The sequence below is a fragment of the Marinobacter nauticus ATCC 49840 genome (assembly GCF_000284615.1).
Lineage (GTDB): Bacteria > Pseudomonadota > Gammaproteobacteria > Pseudomonadales > Oleiphilaceae > Marinobacter > Marinobacter nauticus.
The window spans coordinates 2,232,585-2,256,002 of record NC_017067.1 but is presented as its reverse complement, the minus strand read 5'-3'; the positions used below and the strand labels follow the sequence as shown (position 1 = coordinate 2,256,002).

24 protein-coding genes are annotated in these 23,418 nt (G+C 56.1%); 9 read left to right on the top strand and 15 right to left on the bottom strand.

Annotated elements, in window-relative coordinates:
* The first annotated feature begins 89 nt into the window (after positions 1-89).
* A complete protein-coding gene (locus tag MARHY_RS10495; RefSeq protein WP_014421782.1) occupies positions 90-716 on the top strand; it encodes an NAD(P)H-dependent oxidoreductase in 627 nt (208 codons plus the stop codon).
* Positions 717-722: 6 nt separating this feature from the next.
* On the opposite strand, the gene MARHY_RS10490 is transcribed toward MARHY_RS10495, so the two are convergent.
* The 9 genes from MARHY_RS10490 to MARHY_RS10445 all read right to left on the bottom strand — a co-directional run bounded on the left by MARHY_RS10490 (position 723) and on the right by MARHY_RS10445 (position 8,662).
* Entirely contained in the window at positions 723-1,529 is an 807-nt protein-coding gene (locus tag MARHY_RS10490; protein WP_014421781.1) for a tetratricopeptide repeat protein, read from the bottom strand.
* Positions 1,530-1,645: 116 nt separating this feature from the next.
* Complete coding sequence (locus MARHY_RS10485) at positions 1,646-2,206, bottom strand: helix-turn-helix domain-containing protein (RefSeq protein ID WP_407635399.1); 561 nt, start codon at positions 2,204-2,206, stop codon at positions 1,646-1,648.
* 202 nt (positions 2,207-2,408) lie between these two features.
* Entirely contained in the window at positions 2,409-2,870 is a 462-nt protein-coding gene (locus MARHY_RS10480; RefSeq protein ID WP_014421779.1) for a carboxymuconolactone decarboxylase family protein, read from the bottom strand.
* Positions 2,871-2,953: 83 nt separating this feature from the next.
* Positions 2,954-3,256, bottom strand: coding sequence for a hypothetical protein (locus MARHY_RS10475; protein WP_014421778.1), 303 nt, complete (start codon positions 3,254-3,256; stop codon positions 2,954-2,956).
* Between the two features lie 37 nt (positions 3,257-3,293).
* Complete coding sequence (locus MARHY_RS10470; protein ID WP_014421777.1) at positions 3,294-3,902, bottom strand: HD domain-containing protein; 609 nt, start codon at positions 3,900-3,902, stop codon at positions 3,294-3,296.
* A 4-nt stretch (positions 3,903-3,906) separates the two neighbouring features.
* Positions 3,907-4,800, bottom strand: coding sequence for a glycosyltransferase family 2 protein (locus MARHY_RS10465; RefSeq protein WP_158011924.1), 894 nt, complete (start codon positions 4,798-4,800; stop codon positions 3,907-3,909).
* A gap of 53 nt (positions 4,801-4,853) precedes the next feature.
* On the bottom strand, positions 4,854-5,405 hold the full coding sequence (locus MARHY_RS10460) for a hypothetical protein (RefSeq protein ID WP_014421775.1): 552 nt from the start codon (positions 5,403-5,405) through the stop codon (positions 4,854-4,856).
* Positions 5,406-5,794: 389 nt separating this feature from the next.
* A complete protein-coding gene (locus MARHY_RS10450) occupies positions 5,795-6,493 on the bottom strand; it encodes a TSCPD domain-containing protein (RefSeq protein WP_014421773.1) in 699 nt (232 codons plus the stop codon).
* Positions 6,494-6,523: 30 nt separating this feature from the next.
* Positions 6,524-8,662, bottom strand: coding sequence for an adenosylcobalamin-dependent ribonucleoside-diphosphate reductase (locus tag MARHY_RS10445; protein WP_014421772.1), 2,139 nt, complete (start codon positions 8,660-8,662; stop codon positions 6,524-6,526).
* 287 nt (positions 8,663-8,949) lie between these two features.
* Between MARHY_RS10445 and MARHY_RS18760 the strand changes: the two genes are divergently transcribed.
* Positions 8,950-9,156 carry a hypothetical protein gene (locus MARHY_RS18760; protein WP_014421771.1) on the top strand — a complete coding sequence of 69 codons (207 nt, stop codon included), beginning with the start codon at positions 8,950-8,952 and terminating at the stop codon, positions 9,154-9,156.
* 64 nt (positions 9,157-9,220) lie between these two features.
* Entirely contained in the window at positions 9,221-10,039 is an 819-nt protein-coding gene (locus MARHY_RS10440) for a DUF6160 family protein (RefSeq protein WP_014421770.1), read from the top strand.
* 60 nt (positions 10,040-10,099) lie between these two features.
* On the opposite strand, the gene MARHY_RS10435 is transcribed toward MARHY_RS10440, so the two are convergent.
* The 3 genes from MARHY_RS10435 to MARHY_RS10425 all read right to left on the bottom strand — a co-directional run bounded on the left by MARHY_RS10435 (position 10,100) and on the right by MARHY_RS10425 (position 12,847).
* Complete coding sequence (locus tag MARHY_RS10435; protein ID WP_011784596.1) at positions 10,100-10,894, bottom strand: ABC transporter ATP-binding protein; 795 nt, start codon at positions 10,892-10,894, stop codon at positions 10,100-10,102.
* Positions 10,895-10,903: 9 nt separating this feature from the next.
* Positions 10,904-11,806, bottom strand: coding sequence for an ABC transporter permease (locus MARHY_RS10430; protein ID WP_014421769.1), 903 nt, complete (start codon positions 11,804-11,806; stop codon positions 10,904-10,906).
* 66 nt (positions 11,807-11,872) lie between these two features.
* Entirely contained in the window at positions 11,873-12,847 is a 975-nt protein-coding gene (locus MARHY_RS10425) for an ABC transporter substrate-binding protein (protein WP_014421768.1), read from the bottom strand.
* A 268-nt stretch (positions 12,848-13,115) separates the two neighbouring features.
* Here MARHY_RS10425 and MARHY_RS10420 point away from each other — a divergent pair, with 268 nt between their 5' ends.
* Positions 13,116-14,783 (top strand): AMP-binding protein, encoded by a 1,668-nt coding sequence (locus tag MARHY_RS10420; RefSeq protein WP_014421767.1) that lies wholly within the window; start codon positions 13,116-13,118, stop codon positions 14,781-14,783.
* Positions 14,784-14,867: 84 nt separating this feature from the next.
* Here the strand turns inward: MARHY_RS10420 and MARHY_RS10415 are convergent, their stop codons facing one another.
* On the bottom strand, positions 14,868-16,556 hold the full coding sequence (locus MARHY_RS10415) for an ABC transporter permease (RefSeq protein ID WP_014421766.1): 1,689 nt from the start codon (positions 16,554-16,556) through the stop codon (positions 14,868-14,870).
* 150 nt (positions 16,557-16,706) lie between these two features.
* A complete protein-coding gene (locus tag MARHY_RS10410; protein WP_014421765.1) occupies positions 16,707-17,720 on the bottom strand; it encodes a Fe(3+) ABC transporter substrate-binding protein in 1,014 nt (337 codons plus the stop codon).
* A gap of 194 nt (positions 17,721-17,914) precedes the next feature.
* Here MARHY_RS10410 and MARHY_RS10405 point away from each other — a divergent pair, with 194 nt between their 5' ends.
* The 3 genes from MARHY_RS10405 to MARHY_RS10395 all read left to right on the top strand — a co-directional run bounded on the left by MARHY_RS10405 (position 17,915) and on the right by MARHY_RS10395 (position 20,337).
* On the top strand, positions 17,915-18,193 hold the full coding sequence (locus MARHY_RS10405; RefSeq protein WP_014421764.1) for a PilZ domain-containing protein: 279 nt from the start codon (positions 17,915-17,917) through the stop codon (positions 18,191-18,193).
* A gap of 62 nt (positions 18,194-18,255) precedes the next feature.
* Positions 18,256-18,852 (top strand): hypothetical protein, encoded by a 597-nt coding sequence (locus tag MARHY_RS10400; RefSeq protein ID WP_041654778.1) that lies wholly within the window; start codon positions 18,256-18,258, stop codon positions 18,850-18,852.
* 177 nt (positions 18,853-19,029) lie between these two features.
* Positions 19,030-20,337 (top strand): HD-GYP domain-containing protein, encoded by a 1,308-nt coding sequence (locus MARHY_RS10395; protein WP_014421762.1) that lies wholly within the window; start codon positions 19,030-19,032, stop codon positions 20,335-20,337.
* On the opposite strand, the gene MARHY_RS10390 is transcribed toward MARHY_RS10395, so the two are convergent.
* Complete coding sequence (locus MARHY_RS10390) at positions 20,327-21,442, bottom strand: hypothetical protein (protein WP_014421761.1); 1,116 nt, start codon at positions 21,440-21,442, stop codon at positions 20,327-20,329. The genes MARHY_RS10395 and MARHY_RS10390 overlap by 11 nt on opposite strands.
* Positions 21,443-21,690: 248 nt before the next feature.
* Here MARHY_RS10390 and MARHY_RS10385 point away from each other — a divergent pair, with 248 nt between their 5' ends.
* Positions 21,691-22,641 carry an ABC transporter ATP-binding protein gene (locus MARHY_RS10385; RefSeq protein ID WP_014421760.1) on the top strand — a complete coding sequence of 317 codons (951 nt, stop codon included), beginning with the start codon at positions 21,691-21,693 and terminating at the stop codon, positions 22,639-22,641.
* Positions 22,638-23,411: an ABC transporter permease gene (locus MARHY_RS10380; RefSeq protein ID WP_011784607.1), complete on the top strand. Its 774-nt coding sequence runs from the start codon at positions 22,638-22,640 to the stop codon at positions 23,409-23,411. Before MARHY_RS10385 ends, MARHY_RS10380 begins: the two co-directional genes overlap by 4 nt.
* Positions 23,412-23,418: the final 7 nt, after the last annotated feature.

The following is a 23,418-nucleotide window of genomic DNA, read 5'->3' as shown; positions in this document are numbered from 1 at the left end:
AAGAGTTTTCTTCAGGATTCTCTGTTTTTCGATAGATAACCGTGCCCTAGAGTAGCCAGCAACACGTCACTGCTAAGGGAGTCATCACCATGAATATCCACCAAGCCCTGGACTGGCGCTACGCCGTTCGCGAATTTTCACCGGAAAAGCTCGATACCCGTGCTGTCGAAACTCTATTGGACGCGGTACGGAAAAGCGCCTCGTCATACGGTCTGCAGCCGTACAAGCTCTTGATAGTGGAGAGCAGGCCGGTGAGGCAGGCATTGCTGGCGCACTCATTCGGCCAGCAAAAGGTGCTGGACTGCTCCCACCTGATCGTTTTCGCGGCTCAGACAGAGATTGGCGACCACACCGTTGATCGCTACGTAGACCAGTTCGTGAAGACCCGCGGTGTCCCGGCCAGCGACATTGCCGGGTATGTGGAACATATGAAACAGGCGCTTTCGGGCAAAACAGCGGCCGAGAAACAAGTCTGGGCACATCAGCAAGCCTACATTGCCCTGGGCACCCTTCTGACGGCTGCCGCCACCATGCAGATCGACAGCTGCCCCATGACCGGTTTCGACCATAAAGCCTACGACGAAGTGCTGGGACTGCCGGAACTTGGCCTGGAGAGCACCGCCATCGTGGCGCTGGGGTATCGCAGTGTCTGGGACACCACGGCGCAGTTACCGAAGGTGCGATTTGATTATGAGGATGTTGTTTGGACTGTTTGAAGCAAATCAGAACGCTTGATTCAGCTTCCTGCGTGCCTCCGCTAACTGGCTCACCGCGAGCCCGTAGGGTTTCAACTCTACGGCTCGCTCCAGGTTATGCACGGCTTCCCGGTAATGTTTCTGGCCCAGTAAAAATGAACCGTAATTGCCCCAGGCGTAGGCATAGTCAGGGTCCAGCTCGATCATTTTTCGATGCAGCCGATCCCGCTCCTCGAGGTTTTTAGTGGCCTTGGCCAACCGCATGCGCTCATGAAGCAACAGGCGTTTCTGATACTTCTGGGATGCTCTGCTCTCGATTTCTTTGAAACCCTCTGCGGCGAATTTTTCGTCTTTGTGGTGTATCGCGATAACCGTCCGCAGGTACCAGGGGTAGAAGCTCTGTTCATCCAGTGAGTCTGCGGTATTCAAATGATCCCAGGCCGTACGCAGTTCGCCTTGAATAATGAGCACCATGGCCAACTGAACGTGTGCCATGGCCAGGTTCGGCCCATTACGAACTGCGCGTTCTGCCTGTTGCCTTGCGGTACTGACGGCGCTTTCTTCGTAGGCCCGGCGATCGTGTCGTTGCCCAACCTTGTAGCCGCTCACCAGAGTCAGGCGGGATTGGGCAACCGCCACCCATGGCTCGTCGCCGTCCAACACATTGGCGCGCTGAATCAGGTAACTGGCTTCATCTCGTTGATCGAGATCGAGAGGGTCGCGCTCGATCAGGAAATACGCTTGCCTGGCCATTTCGACGGCGGTGGCGGCTTGAGTCAGTGCCGAGAGACACGTGAGGATAATAAGCGCGCAGGCGCTTCTGATTCCCTTCATGAGATACAACTCCTGATTTGCTGATCTGACCTGGTCGGGAGGCTGCCAATGAACCTGATAACAGGCTACGAAAAATAAGCGGGGAGATTCCAGTCCTCATGCCTCATTTTCAGTGATTACACCTGGCCCGGCGTGATGCGCGCAATCGTACGAAACTCCCGGGTCATATGGGCCTGGTCACTGAAGCCGAACTGGTGAGCGACTTCGGCCAGGTTAACCTGGCCATGCTCACGAATGTAATTGATGGCCCGTTTCACCCGAAGAATGCGCTGGTACTGTTTGGGCGTCATTTCCATCCAGTGTTTGAAAAGGCGTTCCACATGGCGCTGACTGATTTCCAGGTGTTGCGCGAGCGAGCCCGGTTCCGCATCGTCTCTTATACAGTCCAGAGCCTGCTGCAGAGCGCCGGGAATGAGCCGGGTTAGCCGGAAGTTGTTCTCAGCCCAGCTCTGCATCGTGCTCACGCGGCTTACGTTGTTGCAACAGGTTTTAAGGCGGGAAAAGAGCGGAATGAGACCGGGCAATTGCCTCGGGTCACGGTTCAGTACCGTGGGCCGGCCAAAGTGCTGGCGGATCAGGCCATAGCCGATGGCAGGCTGAAAGCGAATCCCCGCGAGCTCTGATCCCGGCGCCAGTGATACCTGGGCGGCCACCTTCTCTACCGGCAAAACAACCACCCCTTCAGGAATTGCTATATCCCCGATTCGTACGTCCCCCGCAAGACTGAACCAGATGCTGCTGCACGCCTCAGAATGCAACAGCTTTACCACAGGTTCCGCTACCGATTCTGAGACAGCTGCAGACCAAACCCCCTGAACAAAGGCCGAAAGCGGGCCCGATGGACAGGACAACTGAAAGTCGAATGCAGGTTTGCCAAGGCTACTGGGGTTTATAGTTGCCTACCTCTGGCTTGAAGGTTTTGACGATCCGGTTCCAGCTGTTGATTGCGTTCACCGCGATGGTTACATCAACCAGCCCTTTTTCGCCAAGGGCCGTTGCCAGTTTGTCATAGTAGTGGTCGTCCACCGGCTTGCTTTGGGTAAGATGCTCCGCCCACTCAAGAGCCGCGCGCTCTGTGGCTGAGTACATCGGCATATCCCGCCAAGCGCTCAAGCCAATCAAACGCTCCACTGTCTCGCCCTGGGCCAGGGCATCTTTACTGTGCATGTCCACGCAAAAGGCGCACTGGTTAATCTGTGAAACCCGCAGCTTTAGCAGCTCCCACAACGCCGTGCTCAGGATGCTGGAGTCGCTGAACTGCTCTTTCAGATAGGCTTCCTGATTCAACAGGATCTGCATGGCTTTGGGTGCCAGGCCGATATAGTTCGCGCGTGCAGTCATCGTTCATGTCCTCCAATGGTGTTGGAGTTTCACGATAATCACTGCGGGCGAGCGGGTATTGAAGATTTTCGACATAACGCCACTCACTGGCGTTTGATACACAGCTTGACGTACAGGCAGTAGCTTGCAAACAACAGAACCGGCGCCGCGTACCAGAGATAGGACATTTCACCCGCGCCAGAGCGGTAGAGACCAATAACAACCACCGCACTGATCAGACAGCTTGCAGGCGCTGTATACAGGGCCGAGTTGAGTACCGAGAAATCGAACGGAGTGGGGCGGTGGGTGTTACCCACGGCGCTGAAACCGAATACGCCCAGAATAAACAGCATGTAGGCCAGAAGCACCTGGCCGATTGTGCCGGCAATTACCCATCCGAGAGTCATGGAAAGTCCTTTTTATCCGCTGATTACGCAGGGCAGTTTATAACGTGCTAATGGCCCTGTGGAGGTTCTGTTTTGCTTGATCTTCGTATCTTTCGTTAAACAGCTCAAGGTTATAAATGCTGCCACTACTCAGAAAGGACCGAAGCAGCTCCTTACGCTTCTTGCGGTAGATAAACCCGGGCACCAGCCTGTATTCCTTGCGTACGTTACGCTCAAACTGATCGTGCACGTCAGGCGGGGCGCCCAGAATAGCAAGGTCGATATCCACAATCAGCTGCTCGTCCGGAGTCTTGATGTTGCCATTGTGCAGGGTGGCCATGATGAGGTTGTGCACGCGCTCGATGCCTGCCTTACCGTAACTGTGAGCAGCCAGGAACGTCTGTGCCCAGTTTGCGCTGTCCAGCTCGTTAGTCTTCGACAGGGGCTTGTAGACGGCATCGTGGAACCAGATGGCCAGCTCCAGCTCTTCCGGTTTTTCAGCGATTTCCTTTACGCCGTCAAAGTGGGTAAGCATGGCATCAATGTGATCGACGGTATGGTAGAACCGGTGCTTCTCTGAGTAGGCGGCATGGAGTGCGTGATAACACTCTTCTGAAGGCGGGAGCCCCAGAGCGCTCATCAGGGTTTGCCATCGTGTTTGGTTCATTGCTCTAGCCACCTTTGCCCGGAAAGATCACCCGATAAACGGCGCGCCATACCACGGAATCCAGCGGAGCATACCGCAACGCCTGAGCAACCGCGCCCCAGGCCGTCGCCGAGTCTCCTGCTGATGCAAAATGACGGGCTTTCCGGCAGTAGAAGCGGGCCAGGCCCCAGCGGATGTCACCGGGTTGGAGTGTACTTCCGTATTCCTCGATAAAATCACGAATGATCGCTTCGTTGGCGGCAAATCGGCGTTTCTTGTCGCTGGAAATCTGGTCTGCCATCACCCGGTAATAACCCCAGTACTCGGGCACATACAGGAAGGTGAAACGGGCTGAAAAACGCAGCCAGATGTCGTAATCGTCGGCAACGCCGTAGCGACCGGAAAACCCGCCCATGGCATCGAAGCATTTCCGCCGCGCCATTACCGTGTTGATGCTCACGCTGTTGTCCACCAGCATCTGGCGGGCAATCCGGCCCGAGTACCGGCGCATATTCTTGCGGGACAACTCCGTGCCCTGCTCGTCGATCATGATTTCATCACTGTGAAGGACATCCACCTCCGGGTGAGCCTCCATAAGCGCCACTTGCTTCTCCAGCTTTTCAGGCACCCACAGGTCATCGGAATCCAGAAAACACAGCAATTCGCCTCGGGCATATTGAAGCGCCAGGTTCCGGGCAATGCTCTGGCCCTGGTTCTCCTGAAAATGGTAGTGGATGCGTTCATCGTCCAGGTAACTGGCCAGCTTCTCGCGGGTGCTATCCCGGGAGCCATCATCAACGATGATCAGCTCCCAGTGGGGATAGGATTGGGCCAGGACAGACTCGACCGCTTGCGTGATGGTGCGCTCACGGTTGAAGGTGGGGGTGATGATGCTGACCAGAGGGGCTGACGCAGGCACGGTTTTCCTTTCCAAAGATTGTTCCCTTTCCGGTGAAAAATGGTCGATTCAGATCACTGGACCCTTTCAAAAACCTGATTGAAATCGACCACCAGTTCCGAGGGTTCACTGCTCATCGCGTCCGTATAGTAAGCCCTGTAGAGCACATCACCCACCGGATAAACGTTCATGCCCGGCTCAGCTGGCAAATCACAACTTCCGGGAACCTGGGGATTGTACCGGTCATCAATGTAGGGGAAGCTCAGTACCTCGTATACGCCTTGTACCAGCACTCTTTGACGAGTTTCCCCGAAACACTGAAGTACAATTCCCGGCCCGTCCTCGAAGGACAGAGGCGTCTCGCACATCTCATCAACATAAACGGATCGAGAGACCACTATAGCGTTTTCTGTGATGTCGAGTCGCTCTACCCACCGAGCGGATAACTCGCCGTCATAAAATATTTCTGCTGTGATCACATCATCAATTGGGGAGCAGGCCCTGATCCAGCTTCCTACCTCAGGAGCGATTGTTTCGGCGCCAACATCTGGCTGGTCATTATCGGAATTGCTTGATTTACAAGCCGCCAAAAACAAGACACAACCAACAACAAGAATTTCCTTCATAACGCCACTATTAAAACTGATCAAAGCGTGCGCTGACTGCATCAAACATGTAACCCCGCCAAATGGACGCGAGAATGGATGGAAACAATTGCGGGAGCAGTATGGCCAACACAGCGAAGACAATAATACAGGCGACAAGGTAACCACTACTGAGAAAGGAATCCCAGTAAATGGCTAACTCCAAATTGAACCAGAGCCAAATGAGGGCTGCTGTTGGGATAGAGAAAAACAACGATGCCAATAAGCTGATTAGCCGTGATTCAATCGGCCCACCTTGGCCTTGATTCCTTGCCATGATCTATGAACATTCCTTGTGTTTGCTGCGTTTAAACAGCAAGGCCCGGAAGCTTCCGCAACCGGGCCTTTTCATCACTCAGCGGTCAATCACCTTAACCGCACTTGCTGTCGCCGCAAGACAGGCAGGTAGCGCAGCCGTCCATCACAATCACCGCTTTGGTGCTGCATTTGCCGCACATGGTGGCGTTGGCGGGGTAGTCGCTGCCGCTGTCGTCGTTGGTGGCCTTGTTCTGGCTGGCCTCAAACTCTGCGCGCTTTTCAGCGAGGATGCGCTTGGTGGTCTCGCTCAGCTCGTCGCTTTCCAGCAGGCCGATGGCCTTCAGGTGCTTCTCGATCACGGCGCCAATTTCGGCTACAAGTGAAGGCATGAACACACCGCCCTTCTTGAAGTAACCGCCGTTGGGGTCGTAAACGCTGCGCAGCTCTTCCACCAGGAAGGTGACGTCACCACCTTTGCGGAACACCGCTGAGATAACGCGAGTGAGGGCGATAACCCACTGGAAGTGTTCCATCGATTTGGAGTTGATGAACACTTCATACGGCTGCCGGCTTTCGTGATCGGTGTCTTCGTTCAGCAGGATGTCATTGATGGTAATGTACATCGCGTGCTCGGCCACCGGCGGCTTGATCTTGTAGGTGGTGCCCAGGAGGAAATCCGGGCGTTCGATGTTCTCGTTCATCTCCACCGGCTTGGTGTCGGCTTTCACCGGCGCCTGGTGCTCACCCGTCGTCTCGGTGTCGGCTTTCTTTACCCGGTAGCCGACGATCTTGTTGCTGATTTTCACTGTCATGTTCGTAATTCCTGTCTGTCGGTTCCCGGATTAATACTTGCCGTAAGTGCCTTCTTTCAGCGCGTCGAAGAGGTTGGCGGCGGTGTGAATTTCGCCGTCGTACTCTACCTGTTCGTTGCCGCGCAGGGTCACTTTGCTGCCGTCGTCCAGGGTGAACTCATACATTGTGTTCTCAAGGTCTTTCTCTTTAACCAGTACGCCCTGGAACGCTTCCGGGTTGAAGCGGAAGGTGGTGCAGCCTTTCAGACCCTTGTCGTAGGCGTACAGGTAGATGTCCTTGAAATCCTGGTACGGGAATTCTGTTGGAACGTTAGCGGTTTTGGAAATGGAGGAATCTACCCATTTCTGTGCCGCAGCCTGGATGTCGACGTGTTGCGTGGGCGTTACGTCGTCGGAGGTAGTGAAGTAGCTGGGCAGCTTCTTGTCTTCTTCATCGGAGAACGGCATGGCGCCCGGGTTCACCAGGTGGCGGTAGGCCAGCAGTTCGAAGCTGAATACGTCTACCTTCTCTTTGGTTTTACGGCCTTCACGAATGATATTCCGGGCGTAGTGGTGAGAGAAGCTCGGTTCAATGCCGTTACTGGCGTTGTTGGCCAGGGACAGGCTGATGGTGCCGGTCGGGGCAATGGAGGTGTGGTGGGTGAAGCGGCCACCTTTCTCGGCCAGTTTGGCTACCAGCTCAGGCTCTACTTCGGCAATACGGCCCATGTAGGCACTGTACTTGGCGTGCAGTACCTTGCCTTTGACCTTGTCGCCCACCTTGATGCCGTCTTCGGCCAGTTTCGGGCACTTGGTCATCATCTTCGGCGTTACTTCAAACTCGTCGTCCATGATTGGCGCCGGGCCTTTCTCTTCGGCCAGGGCCAGGGACTGGCGCCAGCCTTCTACCGCCATTTCACGAACCACTTCTTCGGTGAACTTCACGGACTCGTCAGAGCCGTAAGGCATGCGCAGCATGGCGAGGGTGGAGCCCAGGCCCAGAATGCCCATACCGTGGCGACGCTTGTAGGTGATCTCGTGGCGCTGTTCGCCCAGGGGCAGGCCGTTGATTTCGACTACGTTGTCCAGCATGCGGGTAAAGGTGCCCACCACTTTGCGGTACTTCTCGTAGTTGAAGCTGGCTTTCTCGGTGAACGGGTACTCAACGAACTTGGTGAGGTTCACGGAGCCCAGCAGGCAGCTGCCGTACGGGGGCAGGGGCTGCTCGCCACAGGGGTTGGTGGCGCGGATGTCTTCGCAGAACCAGTTGTTGTTCATCTGGTTGACCTTGTCGATCAGGATGAACCCTGGCTCGGCGTAGTCGTAGGTGCTGGTCATGATGGTGTCCCAGATGAACTGGGCTTTGACCGTTTTGTAGATGCGGCAGGCGACCTTGCCTTCGTTGTTCACCACGTAGCCTTCCTGTACCGGGAAGTCACGGTAGACGAACTGGCTGGCGTCGGTCAGGTCCAGGCCTTCGTCGTCGGCTTCTTTCTGGGTAACCGGGAAGGACAGGTGCCAGTCGTCGCCGTTGCGCACGGCTTCGATGAAGTCTTCGGTGATCAGCAGGGACAGGTTGAACTGGCGCAGGCGGCCGTCTTCACGCTTGGCCTGGATGAATTCGATCACGTCCGGGTGGTGTACGTCGAAGGTGGCCATCTGGGCACCGCGGCGGCCACCAGCGGAAGACACGGTGAAGCACATGCGGTCGAAGATATCCATGAACGACAGCGGGCCGGAGGTGGTGGCACCCGCGCCGGCGACATAGGCACCGCGTGGGCGCAGGGTCGAGAATTCGTAACCGATACCACAGCCGGCCTTGAGGGTGAGGCCCGCTTCGTGGTTTTTCTCCAGGATATCGTTCATGGAATCCTGGATGGTGCCGGATACGGTGCAGTTAATGGTGGAGGTGGCCGGCTTGTGGGCTTCGGCTCCGGCGTTGGAAGTAATGCGGCCGGCGGGGATGGCGCCGTTTTGCAGGGCCCACAGGAATTCCTTCATGTACTTGTCGCGTACATTCTTTTTCTCAACCTCGGCCAGGGCCTTGGCCACGCGCTCGTAGGTTGCGTTGATGTCTTTGTCGACAGGCTCGCCGGTCTTGGTCTTGAGCTGGTACTTGCTGCTCCAGATATCCAGCGAAGCTTCCTGCATGGGAATCGTTGTGATCACTGCCTGTGCCTTAGCGTTCATTGCCACCCTCGGTTTTCAGTATGTCTCTTTTTTGAAGACGCCGTCCTCAGCGCCTTACCCCTGTGTGTTTCTGGTACTTCATGGGTTATCTGGCCAGTAGAATCACTATATATGGTGTCCGTGCCTGGCCGGGAAGACTGCCTTCCATAACCGGAATTCTGTGTTGATCACTGCAGCCAGCCTTGTGTCTGCTGGCATTTCTACTGCTTGACAATCAGTAGGTGTTGGCGTAGCTGGCCCTATATATGGGCTTATTTTTTGGGAAGTATAACAGGATATAGTGTTCTGTGAATAAGAGAGCAACTATTGATTGGCGCTTGTGGGCAAAGAAAATCAATGGAAAAATTCTTGAATCTGCGGGAAGCCGCGCCATTAACGGATTCTCTGCATGTCACTACATCTTGTGGTTAAAAAGTGTGCGCCTGAAAAGTTCTGGAATGCAGGTTTTTGTGACTTCTGCACGTATCCAAAAACGACGTGTCGGTAGAGTATGATAGTGGCGTCGTAATACTGCAGTGGCCCACAGGAAGTGATAACGACTATAAAAGGAAAAGAACAATGAAAGGCCTGAAACCTACCGTTCTTGCGCTGTGTATTGCCGGGGCGCCCCCTGCGGCCCTGGCGTTTCAACCGTTGGATGAAACCACGATGGGAAACATCACCGGCCAGGCGGGTGTGACCATTGAACTGGAGACCAAGCTGAACATTGATCGGTTCATCTACACCGATGAGGGGTCGCTTGAGATCAACAACATCTTCGTGGGCGGTACCAACCGGACCGACCTGTTTCCGGAACTGGGCGTTAACCTGATGGGCGGCGCTGCCCAGCAAACCGACCTGCTGGACAACATCCGCATTGAAATCGATGTACTCAGTGACGGCGATGCCATCATCAACGTGCTGCCGCAGATGTTCGGCGCGGTGGATGTGCGGGTCTCCACCGACCAGTGGAATCTGGTTGGCACCACAGACTCCACCACCATCCTTGATAATTTCACCGCTGACATTCTGATGGGCGGCGCCAATATCGAGATTGATGCGGATACCGACGTGATGAACCTGCGCGCCGATATAGCGATTGATAACCTGGAGTTCGATGCACCGTTCCTGGCGGTGGGCATCCGGGATCTGCGCCTGACCGGTGATACCTATGATCCGGTTCGCAACAAGAACATTCCGGACCTGTTCGCAAAGGTGGACCTCGATATCTACAAGGGCTCTAACAGCCTGGGTGTCGACAGCCTTGCGGTCGATATGGATTCGTTCCGCGCTGACATGACCATTGGCAGTGTGCTGGTGGGTGGTACGTCCATTGGCAGCATCTTTATGGACGACCTGGCCATTACCAATACCCAGATGGTGATCTACGGCCACTAAAACGGCTAAGTAGAAACAAAAACGGGGCCGCGTAGGCCCCGTTTTTGTCTGTCGGGTGTTTCAACCCAACAGCAGACTGTCGTCGTCCACCTCCAGGCCGCGCTGTTTCTCGAACAGGCCCAGCAGGTCTTTCACTTCCAGTCCATCCCGGTCTTTGCCGGCAATATCGAATACCACCTGGCCCTGGTGCAGCATCACGGTGCGGCTGCCGACTTCCAGTGCCTGTTTCATGCTGTGGGTGACCATCAGGGCGGTGAGCTTCTGTTCCTCGATGATCTGCTGGGTCAGTTCCAGCACGAAGTTGGCGGTTTTCGGGTCCAGCGCAGCGGTGTGCTCATCCAGCAGCAGAATGCTGGAGGGCGTGAGGCTGGCCATCAGCAGGCTGACGGCCTGGCGTTGGCCACCGGAGAGCAGGCCCATTTTGTCGCCCAGGCGGTTTTCCAGGCCCAGTTTCAAGGTGGCAAGGCTTTCCCGGAACTGGCCCAGGTACTGCTTTTTCACCGCGCTGGTCAGGCCCCGGCTTTGGCCACGTTTGATGGCCAGCGCCAGGTTTTCTTCAATGGACAGGTTTTCACAGGTGCCGGCCAGGGGGTCCTGGAACACCCGGGCAACCCGCGCCGCCCGTTTATGGGTGGGCAGCCGGGTAACGTCCAGGTTGTCGACGATAATCTGGCCGCTGTCCACCATGACTTCGCCGGCGAGGGCGTTCAGGAAGGTGGATTTTCCGGCGCCGTTGCTGCCGATGACCGTCACGAATTCGCCCTGGTTTACCGTCAGGCTCATGCCCCGAAGGGCCGGATTTTCCAGCGGGGTGCCTTTGCCAAAGGTAAGCCGCAGATCGGTTGCGCTGATCATAGTGCCTCCTCAGGCCTTTTTGCTGGTGAAACGACTGGCGATCTTGGTGCGAACGCCAGGCAGTACGATGGCCAGGGTAACCAGAACCGCGGTAATCAGATTCAGATCCTGTGCCTGCAGGCCGAGGACATCGGCATTCAGGGCAAAGGCAATGGCCAGTCGGTAGATGATGGCGCCCACCACACACGCCAGCAGGGCGCGTACCACGGTGGAGGGGGTGATGACGGCTTCACCGCCAATCAGTGAGGCGAGGCCGATCACGATTACGCCTACACCCATGGTGACGTCTGCTGCGCCCTGGCTCTGGGCAAACAGAGCACCGGCCAGACCCACCAGACCGTTGGACAGAGCAACTCCGAGTATGATCATGCCGCCGGTCGCAATGCCCTGGGCGCGAGCCATGCGGGCGTTGGCGCCAGTGGCGCGCATGGCCAGGCCAGTCTCGGATTTCATGAAACGCCACAACAGAATCAGGGACACAATAGCGACCAGGGTAAACAGCAACACCGGCACCTGATGGAAAGCCAGGCCCAGGTCGTACCAGGGAGTCAGTACGGTTTCTTCTGTGAGTAAGGCCACGTTCGGCCGGCCCATGATGCGCAGGTTTACGGAGTAGAGCGCAATCATGGTAAGGATGGAGGCCAGCAGGTTCAGAATGTTGAGTTTGACATTCAGGATGGCGGTTACGGCACCGGCGGCCATGCCGGCCAGTACCGCACAGCCAGTTGCCAGCCAGGGATTCCAGCCTTCAATAATCAACATGGCGGCGACGGCGGCGCCCAGGGGGAAGCTGCCATCCACCGTCAGGTCGGGGAAGTCGAGAACACGGAAAGAGAGATAGATACCAAAGGCAACCAGGCCGTAGATCAGGCCGGTTTCGAGAGCACCGTAGAATGCGATTTCACTGAGCATGGGTAGTTTTTCACCGTGAAAGAAAACGGGCGGGCCCTTTTGGGGTCCGCCCGTGTTGGTCAGGCGTTATTTGTCGTTTTTGACGACTTTGACGGCTTCCTGGATGAGGTCTTCGGGCAGAGTGACGCCCATGCGCTCGGCGGCCTCGGGGTTCACGTACAGATCCAGTTCTTCCATGGTTTCAACCGGCATGTCGGCTGTGCCGGCACCTTCCAGTACGCGTGCGACCATGGCGCCAGTCTGGCGGCCGTGGTTGTAATAGTTGAAGCCCAAAGCGGCTACCGCGCCACGCTCAACGGTGGCAGTGTCGGCAGCAAAAACCGGGATCTTGGCCCGTTCGCCAACGGAAATAACCGCTTCGGCGGCACTGATCACGGTGTTATCGGTGGTCAGGTAGATAGCGTCGGCCTTGCCTACCAGGGAGCGGGCTGCGCCCAGCACTTCAGAAGTCTTGGTGGCCGCACCTTTAACCAGCTCCAGACCGCGGGCCTGCAGGCGTTCTTCCAGCAGTTCAATCAGCGCGGCGGCGTTGGCTTCGCCAGGGTTGTAAACGGTACCGATGCGCTTGGCGTCGGGCATTGCACGCTGCAGCATGTCCAGGTGCTTCTCGATGGGCAGCATATCGCTTACCCCGGTGATGTTGGCACCAGGGGCTTCCCAGCTTTGTACCAGTTTGGCGGCAACCGGATCGGTCACGGCAGAGAAGACCACGGGCACGTTACGCGCTGCAGCGGCAACGGTTTGTGCAGACGGTGTGGCAATGGCCACGATTACATCCGGGTTTTCACCCACAAACTTGCGGGCAATCTGTGAGGCAATGGCTGAGTTGCCCTGGGCACTCTCGTGCATCAGGCGCAGGTTTTCGCCTTCGCGATAGCCTCGCTCGGCCAGTTCGTCCTTAACGCCCTCATGTACGGCATCCAGTGCCGGGTGTTCAACAATCTGTGTGATGGCAACAACACGGGGGTCGTCCGCTTGAACCAGGCTTGCTGCGGCAAGCAGCGAGGCGCCGATCAGCGTGCGCAGGGATTTCTTGGCCATATGCCCATCTCCGAGTCAGTTACTGTTTTTTCCCGTGAAACCGGGGGCAAAAATTCAAGGTGCGCAAGTTTAACACAGCCATGCGACAATCGGTGTAGGGGAAGGCGCAGTTTGTTGCGACGATCGTTTGAGTGGTTGCAGATGCAAATTATTTTGCACGGATCACGTTTTGACGGGCTCTGGTGTGTTGAAATAGGCTACTAAAGTCTAATAATACGAGAACGCGACAAAGCGAATCCGAAACTATAACGACAAATCAGGAAGGTCCATGGACACAACGAAAAAGCTCCCCCTGGATATGGTCTACCACTGGGAGGCCACCAGCCCTAATTCCCTTTATATGACGCAGCCCATTGGCGACGGTAAGGTGGTTGAGTACACCTGGGGCCGCGCTGTTGATGAGGCACGCCGGATGGCGGCTTACCTGAAATCACTGAACCTGCCGGAGAAAAGCCGGATCGGTCTGATTTCCAAGAACTGTGCCCAGTGGGTGATGACAGACTGGGCCATCTGGATGGCCGGGCACATTTCCGTGCCGCTGTATCCCACCCTGAACGCCGATACCGTGAACTACATCCTCAACCACGCTGAGTGCGATGTGTTGTTCGTGGGTAAACTGGATGACTGGGACAGCATGAAATCCGGTGTGCCGGAATCGGTTCGCTGCATTTCCTATCCGCTGAGCCCGCCCAACGATTTCGAGACCTGGGACGACATTGTTGCCAAGTACCCGCCGCTGGAAGGCAAAACCAGGCGTGATCCGGAAGAGCTGGCCACCATCGTGTATACCTCTGGCAGTACCGGTCGACCGAAAGGCGTTATGCTCAGCTTCAATAACATGGCGTTCGCCGCTGCTGGCGGTATCGAGACTCTGGGTGTCGGGCCGGGTGAGCGCATGTTGTCCTACCTGCCGCTGGCTCATGTGTTTGAGCGCACCTTTGTGGAGCTGGGCTCTTTGTATTCCGGCTTCCAGCTTTATTTTGCAGAGTCTCTGGACACCTTCGTTCAGGATCTTCAGCGGGCACGGCCAACGCTCTTCCTCTCGGTTCCGCGCCTGTGGGTTAAGTTCCAGCATGGTGTCTTACAGAAAGTGCCCAAGCAGAAGCTGGATCGCCTGCTGAAGATTCCGGTAGTGAACAAGCTGATCAAGAAGAAGGTGCTGAAAGGCCTGGGCCTGGACAAGGTGAAGCTGGCCGGTTCCGGTTCCGCGCCGTTGTCCAACGATGTTTTGGACTGGTACCGCAATCTCGGTCTGGAACTGCTGGAAGGCTATGGCATGTCCGAAAACTTTGCCTACTCTCACATGAACAAGCCGGGCCGTACCCGTACCGGTTATGTCGGTGAAGCCCTGCCTGGCGTTGAGGTGAAGATCAGCGATCAGGGCGAGGTGCTGGTCAAGAGCCCGGCCACCATGATGGGGTATTACAAGGACGAGGAGAAAACCGCTGAAGCTTTCACCGAGGACGGCTTCCTGCGTACGGGTGACAAGGGCGAGATTGACGAGATGGGCCGCCTCAAGCTGACCGGCCGAATCAAGGAGATCTTCAAGACCAGCAAGGGCAAGTACATTGCGCCGGCGCCGATCGAGAATCGCCTGATGTCTCACGATGCCATCGAAATGGTGTGTGTGTCTGGTGCCAACCAGACCCAGCCCCACGCGTTGGTGGTTCTGGGTGAGGAGATTCGCCCGAAAGCTGCTGATGAGAGCTTCCGCAAGGAGTTGGAAGAAAGCTTCAGGCAGCTGATTCAGGACGTAAACAAAACTGTAGATCCCCACGAGCAGCTGGCTTTCATTACGGTGGTCAGCGATGAGTGGTCCATCGAGAACAGCTTCCTGACGCCGACGCTCAAGCTTAAGCGTAACGTGGTGGAAGACGCCTATCAGGCGAAAGTGGACAGCTGGTACGCCAAGAAGCAGCCGGTTATCTGGCAGTAAAGGCGACGGCTTACAAGGTAAGCGCAAGAAGGCCCGGCAAACTGCCGGGCCTTCTTGTTTCTGGCGTTCCGATATTTCTGGCCGTCAGGCCATGGTTCTGGAATTGGAGATGGACCGGTTCATCAGAATGATGGGGATGATACCGGCGACCACAATAATCAGGGCGGGAAGGGCGCTGTGATAGAGCTGTTCGTCTGAGGCAAACTGGTACACGTAGGTGGCCAGGGTCTCGTAATTAAAGGGCCGAAGAATCAGGGTGGCCGGCAGTTCCTTCATGCAGTCGACAAACACTACCAGGGCGGCGGTGACCAGGGTTCCACGCAGCATCGGGAGGTGTACGTTGATCAGGGTTTTGCCCGGAGTGTGGCCCAGGGAGCGGGAGGCCATGTCCATGCTGGGGGTGATTTTCTGGAGGGCGCTCTCCACACTGCCGGCAGACACCGCCAGAAAACGCACGGTGTAGGCAAAAATCAGGGCAAAGGCCGTTCCACTCAGCAGCAGGCCGGTGCTCACGCCAAGATAATCCCGCATCAGGGAATCCAGCCAGTTGTCGAAGCCGGCCAGCGGTACGATGACGCCCACGGCCAGCACTGCGCCGGGCATGGCGTAACCGAGACTGGATAGGCGCATCAGGATCTGCATGCCACGGGTGTTGTGCAGACGGCGGCTATAGGCCAGCGTAACGCCGATGATCAGGGTGGTGAGCGCTGCCGCGCTGGACAGGAACAGGCTGTTAAACGTGTTCTGAATAAAATCCGGGTTCCAGCTGACATCAAAGTATTCCCAGGCGTAATAGCCCAGGGTGGCACCGGGGATTATGAAGCCAAATATCAGTGGCACGGCGCAGACGACGACACAGATCATCTGGCGCGGGAAAGACATGGTGAAGCGGTGAATCGGGTCACGGTTGTCGCGGGCCGCGTATTGTTGCTGGCGGCGCCGTGAAAAACGTTCCAGGGTTACCAGGATCACCACGAAAATGAGCATGGTGGTCGCGATCTGGGCGGCGCCGCCCAGGTTACCCAGGTTCATCCAGGTATCGAACAGGCCGCGGGTGAGGGTTTGCACGGCAAAGAAATCGACGGTGCCGAAATCGTTCAGGGTTTCCATCAGCACCAGGGACAGGCCCACGGCAATGGCTGGCCGGGCAATGGGCAGAACTACCCGAAAGAAAGTGCTCAGTGCCGAATGACCCAGGCTGCGGCTGACGGCAAACAGTGAGGGTGATTGTTCAAGAAAGGCAGCTCGCCCCAGCAGGTACACATAGGGGTAGAGTACCAGTCCGATCATCAGGATGGCGCCTTCCAGGCTGCGGATTTCCGGAAACCAGTAATCGCTGGCGTTCTGCCAGCCAAACCACTCACGCAGGCCTCGCTGCACGGGGCCGGCGTAATCCAGCAGGCTGGTGTAGACATAGGCAATCACGTAGGCCGGTACGGCAAAAGGTAGCAGCAGAGCCCATTCAAAGAATTTCCGGCCCGGGAACTCGCACATGGTCACGGCCCAGGCGGTGGCCAGTCCGATCAACAGGGTTAGCGCGCCCACACCGATCATCAACTTGATGGTGGTGGTCAGGTAGCGGGGCAGGGTGGTTTCAATCAGATGAGGCCAGATGTTCTCGTCCGGGAACAGGGCCAGGAAGATCACCGACAGCACTGGAAGCGCGACAATAGCGGTGGTAAGGACGGCGCTGATCAGCCACCGTTTTGAGGTGCGTTTTGCCAGTAGCGGTTGCGAGAGCCCCGGGTTTGCACTGGAAACGACCTCGGTCATGGTGATCCTGTTAGCGTAGTGGTGATGAGAAGTGTTGCGATTTTAGATAGTGCGTTGCTTCCCTGCAATGACTGCGGTCATGTTTGTGGCCAACAAAAAAGGGTGCCCTGGACAGGACACCCTTCGGTTTACCGGTTGGTGTGAGGCTGATCAGCCGTCATAGTCAACGCGGTCAACCAGCTTCACAGCCGCTTCGCGGTTGTTGGCGATTTCCTGCAGTGACAGATCGTCCGGGTTGATCTCACCCCACTCGGCTACCAGGCCAGAAGGCTTCACTTCCGGGTTCGCCGGGTACTCGGTGTTGGCTTCCGCGTAGATGCGCTGGGCTTCCGGTGAGGACAGGAATTCCATCAGCTTGATGGCATTGTCCTTGTTCGGCGCGCTCTTGGTGAGGGAAATGCCACTGATGTTTACGTGAGTGCCACGACCTTCGGCATTCGGGAATACCAGGTTAACCTGTTCGGCGATCGGGCGCTGGTTTTCGTCCATCAGCATGTTGCCGTAGTAGTAGCTGTTGCCAATGGAAATGTCGCAGACGCCTTCAGCGATGGCTTTGATCTGGTCGCGATCGCCACCCTGGGGTTTGCGTGCCAGGTTTTCCTTGACGCCTTGCAGCCACTCTTCGGTCTTTTCTTCACCGTGGTGGGCGATCATGGAGGAGATCAGGGCGATGTTGTACGGGTGCTTGCCGCTGCGGGTACAGATGCGGCCTTCCCACTTGTCATCAGCCAGTTGCTCGTATGTGGTGATCTCACCCTCTTCAACGCGATCTTTGGATGCGAAGATCAGGCGACCACGAGTGGTCAGGGCGTACCACTTACCTTCCGGGTGGCGCAGGTTCTCCGGAATGTTCTCCTGCAGCGTGTCGGTCTCAACGCCGGCAACGAGGTCTTTCTCAACCAGTTCGTTGATGCGTGAAATGTCGACCGTCATCACCACGTCTGCCGGGCTGTTGCGGCCTTCACGCTCAAGGCGCTCGGCCAGACCCTGCTTGGCAAAGACAACGTTCGCTTCAATGCCTGTTTCTTCGGTGAAGGCGTTGAGCAGCGGTTCCAGCAGGTAAGCCTGACGGTAGGAGTAGATATTGACCTCGCCGTCGGCAGAGGCAGACAGCGGCATGGCGGCCAGAGCGATGGCGGCAGTTGCGGCAAGTTTCATTCGCATAGTGGTGATCCTTTCTGTCGCGTTGCTAAAAGGTGAACATTCGCCTGTAATCGAATGTGACAGGCAGTTAAAAACGACAACTATTCTCATTGCTAACCGCGAATGAGTCAATAACCCTTCGGGGATATTTTTCAGAAAATAGTGTTATGCTTCAGAACACTATAAGAAGGCAGCAAATAGCAGGGTTTCCGAGCATGGTCGGTAGTGATCGCAGAGAGCATAGCCGCACGGCAATGAGCGCAAAAGTGAAGTTGGTCCATGAACAGTTGGGAGAATTCGTCTTCTCTACCCGTGACATCTCAGACGGCGGCGTTTTCATCGTTGTGGGTGAACAGGTTTTCGAGCCCTCCTTGGGCGATTGCGTAAGCGTTCAGGTGCAGGGGCTTCCTGTGCCGGCCCCCATTCTGGACATGGTGGTGGTGCGTCGCACGGTTGACGGGTTCGGGTTGCAGTTTGCCGATACTGCCGAATAGTTGACGAAAGGGAATCTCATGATGGAGATAATGGGCGCAGTTAAAAGAAAAGGTTTTGCCTGATGAGTTCACCTGCGTACTTCAGATTGATGGTCTCGGTGTTTGTTGTGCCGATGGCAATGCTATCAGGATGCGCCAGCTACTATACTCACTATGCCATGTTCCCCGCGGAGAATTCCGCGGGTGAAACCCGGCAGGTGCGGGTGAACTGGCAAAGCGCGGAGTATCCAGAGTGGTGGCCGGGCCGTAATCAGGCCACCACCATGAAACTGGAAACCCAGTGTAGTGATCGGGTCTGGCGTATTGCCGACAGCAGTCATGACAGTGCTGGTGATTGTGGTGATGGCATTCGTGCTTGTGGAGACCCCTCGCTGGATGTCTTGGCGGCAACAGGTTCGCCGGCCACAGGGCAGTCTTCCTGTCTTACGGTAAAAACGCCTCAGGGAGGGGGCCGGGTGGCCGATGTCGGCAGCCGCTTTGAGCTTCTGGTTTCCTGCCAGCCTGCGAGGGCAACCCTGATGAGGGGTGGTGAAGAGGTGAATGTTGATTACATTCGTCCGTCTGCAGTCGCCTATACGGTTTATGCCAGGAAGGTGCCCCGGGGCTCTTTGAATGCGCGTCTGCCGGATTTTGACGAGACTCAGTGCCTGGAAGATTGAAGTCTGTCTGCTTTTTCCTGTGAGCTTTGTCACAGTGATACATTTCGTTGCCGAGTGAAAATCTGAGTTACGACTTGTTGCGCTTTGGTGACGGTTCGCTACCAAATAGTAATGGTGTCTTGCCGTTAACGTGGCAAACTGGGAACTGTCAAAGAATCCCTGTTCCTGAGGTGTCTAGTGGGCGTTCGTCAGAAAAAAATTGCGGCACATGATCTTGAGATCGGCATGTTCGTGTCTGATCTTGATCGCCCCTGGCATCAAACACCGTTTCCCATCCAGGGCTTTTACCTCCGTTCCGAAAACGATCTGAAAGCCGTTGTCTCCCACTGTAAGTGGGTGATGGTCGATGTGGCGGAAACCCGCGAGGAAATCACCCTCGGGCCAGACAAGGTTCGCCCTTTTGCCCGACGCTCCAACGCCCGTTCCGGTGGTCGTGAGCAATTGCAGCTGGCGCCACTGAGTATTCGCGAACCGGTTGCCTACAAGAACGAAGTGCCTCTCAGAAAAGAGCTCAAAGTATCCCGCAAACTTCTCAGTGATGCGGAACTGGCGCTAAGCCGGATGTTCGAGACCATCCAGGATGACCAGATGCCGGATTTGCGCCCGGCTGCGGAGGTCACCCGCCGCATGGTAGAGAGCGTCGTTCGCCAGCCGAACGCGCTTTTGTGGCTGAGCCGCACCCGCCAGTATGATGATTTTGTGTATCGGCATGCCCTGAATACCGCAGTATGGGCCCTGGTGTGTGGCCGGCAGCTAGGATTGAACGAAGGGCTCTTGAACCATCTCGGGGTAGGGTGTCTTTTGTCGCAGGTGGGTAAGACCGCATTGCCTAAAGAGATGCTGGCCCGAGAGCACCGTCTATCCACTGAAGAATACGCGACTTATCGCACCTATGTCGAACGTGGTTGTCAGATGCTGGAAGGCGCGGGTCTCTCCAGAGCCGTTATGAGCGTGGTTCAGGGGCACCGCGAGCGGCACAATGGTTCCGGCTTTCCACAGGGAATTCGTGGCGACCGTATTCCGCTGCTGGCAAAAGTTGCAGGTATTGCAGAATTCTTTGAGTCTTTGATTGCGCCCAGGGATGATCAGGATCCCATGACACCGGCAAAAGCGGTATCGCTGTTGTACGATATGCGCAATATCGAATTTCAGGAAGATCTTGTTGAGGCTTTTATCCAGGGTGTGGGCGTGTATCCGACCGGTACTCTGGTGGAGCTTTCTGATGGCCAGCGTGGCATTGTGGTATCCCACTCACCGGGAAGGAGGCTGTGGCCCAGCGTGATGGTCATGCAGGACGCCGAGCATCGGCCGCTGAAATCCGCAAAGATTGTTGATCTGGCCCGGCACAATGAGTCCCGAGGCGCCTCGGAGTTACTGACCGTGCGCGAGTGTTTGCCTCACGGCACCGAGGGCCTGGACCCGGCTGGCTACGATGTAACAGGTGCCGAGTCCCGTTGGTCCCTGGGTAAACTGATTAATCGATAAGTATGCGTATCTGCTTGCGCACCCAGCGATAGGTGCCCTCCGGCCGGAAGTTCACCAGAATTTCTGATTCACCGCCTGTGGGGCCGTCGACCACGTACTCCACTTCTGCCTCTTGCCAGCTTTCGGCGTTAACATAAACGTCGGTTGGGCGTGTGCTTTGGGCCTGCAGCTGGGCCAGTTGAGCGTCCCCCCTGATCTTTTTGACTTTCACGGACTGGATGCTGGTGTCGCCGGCGGCGTGTGTGGCGTCTTCCGGTGACAGGTAGTACTGCCTTGATAACTTCCGGGTTATAGCGGCGAGCTCTCTGCGAAGGTAATTGCGGGCCTGTTCGTTGTCGAATTCATCCATGTTGCGCACAGACTGGAGAATTCGTTCCCGGAGCGCCTCCAGATCTTCCTTGTAGTCGACATCAGGATCCAGCTCACCATCTACAGGGCGGTCATCGGCGTTGTCGATTTCCTCCTGGGTTGGCGGCTCACCGCACAGTGGGTCGTCTTTCGGGTGGAAGCAGATCTCCGCCAGGATCTGGTTGGCCGGCGAATTCTCGGCGGTAAACTCGCCGATGCTGACATTGAAATCTATGGTGTTCGGCAGGTTAGGATCATCAAGCGCCTCGTTGAGCTGGTTGATGACTCGCTCGCGGATGTCGATGCCCTCGTCGTCGTCTACGTTCTCGGTCCAGTTCAGGGCCAGAAGGAAGCGGGACAGGTTCATCAGTGTGTTGTTCTCAAACAATAGCTGTTCACGGACCTGGTGGCTGTTCAGTCCTTCATCGTCAACGGCCGGGGTTTGCAGGGCCGCGCGGGTGTCTTCCTGAAATTCCAGGAAGGTCACGTATTCCCTTGCCGGAATCCCTTCTGCGATAGGGAGATTGCCTACTTTGACCGAGAGTGTCTCGCCGGGGTAATAGCGGAACTCGCCACGTGTGTTGGTCTTTCCGGACTGACTGGCAGTCTGGTAGGTCAGCCCACCAACGCCCTGGAAATGAATTCGCCCGGTGCGGGTATCGTCGGATCCGGAGCTGCTGCCACTATCGAAGCAGCCGGTCAGGGCGATGGCTGCAGAGAGTGGCAGAATAAAGCGGGTTAGGTGAACGAGTTTCATGGCGTTTCGTACAATCCCTTCGCGTTGACCTGGAGCATCCGGTGGCCGGTGTCCGATTTGTAAGTTGTTGTAACCGCATTATAGGGATGGCACTTCGGCTATATCGGGAATCCTGTCGCAGTTTGAGGGTTTGGGGCACCTGGCTTTAATTGGCTTCGTCCCTTGAATTTTCCGGCGTTGCCTCAATCAAATAGCTCTCTATCTTTTTAGCTCCTCTGGAGCCCGGTTTCTGAACAACGGTGGGGTGTATGACCTACGCACTGGACATTGAAGGGCTGACCAAGAACTACAGCGATGGTTTTCAGGCCCTCAAAGGCATTGATCTGCACGTTCGGGAAGGCGATTTTTTCGCCTTGCTGGGCCCAAACGGGGCCGGCAAGTCGACCACTCTTGGGATTGTTTCCTCTCTGGTAAACAAGTCGGGCGGCAAGGTCAGAGTGTTCGGCCATGATATCGATACAGACCTCTCAAGCGCCAAGCTCTCCCTGGGTGTGGTTCCACAGGAATTCAATTTTAACCAGTTCGAGAAGGTGGAAGATATCGTCACCACGCAGGCTGGTTATTACGGCATACCCCTGAAAACCGCACGGGTGTCTGCGGAAAAGTATCTGAAGAAGCTCGGGCTCTGGGACAAGCGCAACACACCGGCCAGGATGTTATCCGGTGGTATGAAACGCCGCCTGATGATCGCCCGGGCACTGGTACATGAGCCCAGATTGCTGATTCTTGATGAGCCGACAGCCGGTGTGGATATCGAATTGCGTCGCTCCATGTGGCAATTCCTGGAGGAGATGAATCGTCAGGGGACTACCATCATTCTGACCACCCACTATCTGGAGGAGGCGGAAGCCCTGTGCCGCAACATTGCCATTATTGATCATGGGGAAATCATCCGGCACACCAGCAAGCGGGAACTGCTGCAACAGCTCAGTGTAGAAACCTTTGTACTGGATACCGAGCAGCCGTTAGAAAAAGCCCCTGAGCTGACTGCATTCAAAGCCAGCCTGGATGACGATGGTGCGCTTGAAGTGGAAGTTGCCAAGGGACAGGGTTTGAACGCTCTGTTTATCGAACTGGAGAATCTGGGTATTCGTGTGCTGAGCATGCGAACCAAGGCCAACCGGCTGGAAGAGCTGTTCGTTCGCATGGTTGAGGAGAATGCCCGGGAGGCAGAGAAAGCCAGCGAGGTGACAGCATGACACCGCAAGCACTGTGGACAGCCTTTACAACCATCGTTACCCGCGAGGTTCGGCGCTTTACCCGGATCTGGCCGCAGACGCTGTTGCCGCCGGCCGTCACGATGACGCTGTATTTTATTATTTTTGGCAACCTGATTGGTTCCCGCATCGGTGAAATGGGCGGCTACGACTATATGCAGTTCATTGTGCCGGGCCTGATCATGATGGCGGTGATCACCAATTCCTACTCCAATGTGGTGTCGTCGTTTTTCTCTATGAAGTTCCAGCGCAGTATTGAGGAATTGCTGGTGTCGCCGGTGCCGAACTGGACCATCCTGGCGGGCTATGTGGCTGGTGGTATGGCCCGAGGCCTGAGTATCGGCCTGATCGTCACCTTGCTGTCGCTGGCATTCACTCAGTTAAGTATCCATAACCTGCTGATGGTGGTTATCACGGTGATTCTCACATCGGCATTGTTCTCTCTGGGTGGCTTTATCAACGCCATGCTGGCGACCAAGTTTGATGACATTTCCATTGTCCCGACCTTTGTGCTTACTCCGCTAACGTACCTTGGGGGTGTGTTCTACAGCATCGACATGCTGCCGTCGTTCTGGCAGGGCGTGTCCATGGCGAATCCGATCCTGTATATGGTTAACGGTTTTCGCTTCGGCATACTGGGTGTTTCGGACGTTAATCCGTTCGTGTCTCTTGGTATGATTCTGGTTTTCATCGTCTTGCTGGCGGCGGTAGCCTTGCGCATGCTTGCCCGTGGCAAGGGCATTCGACACTGATTAAATT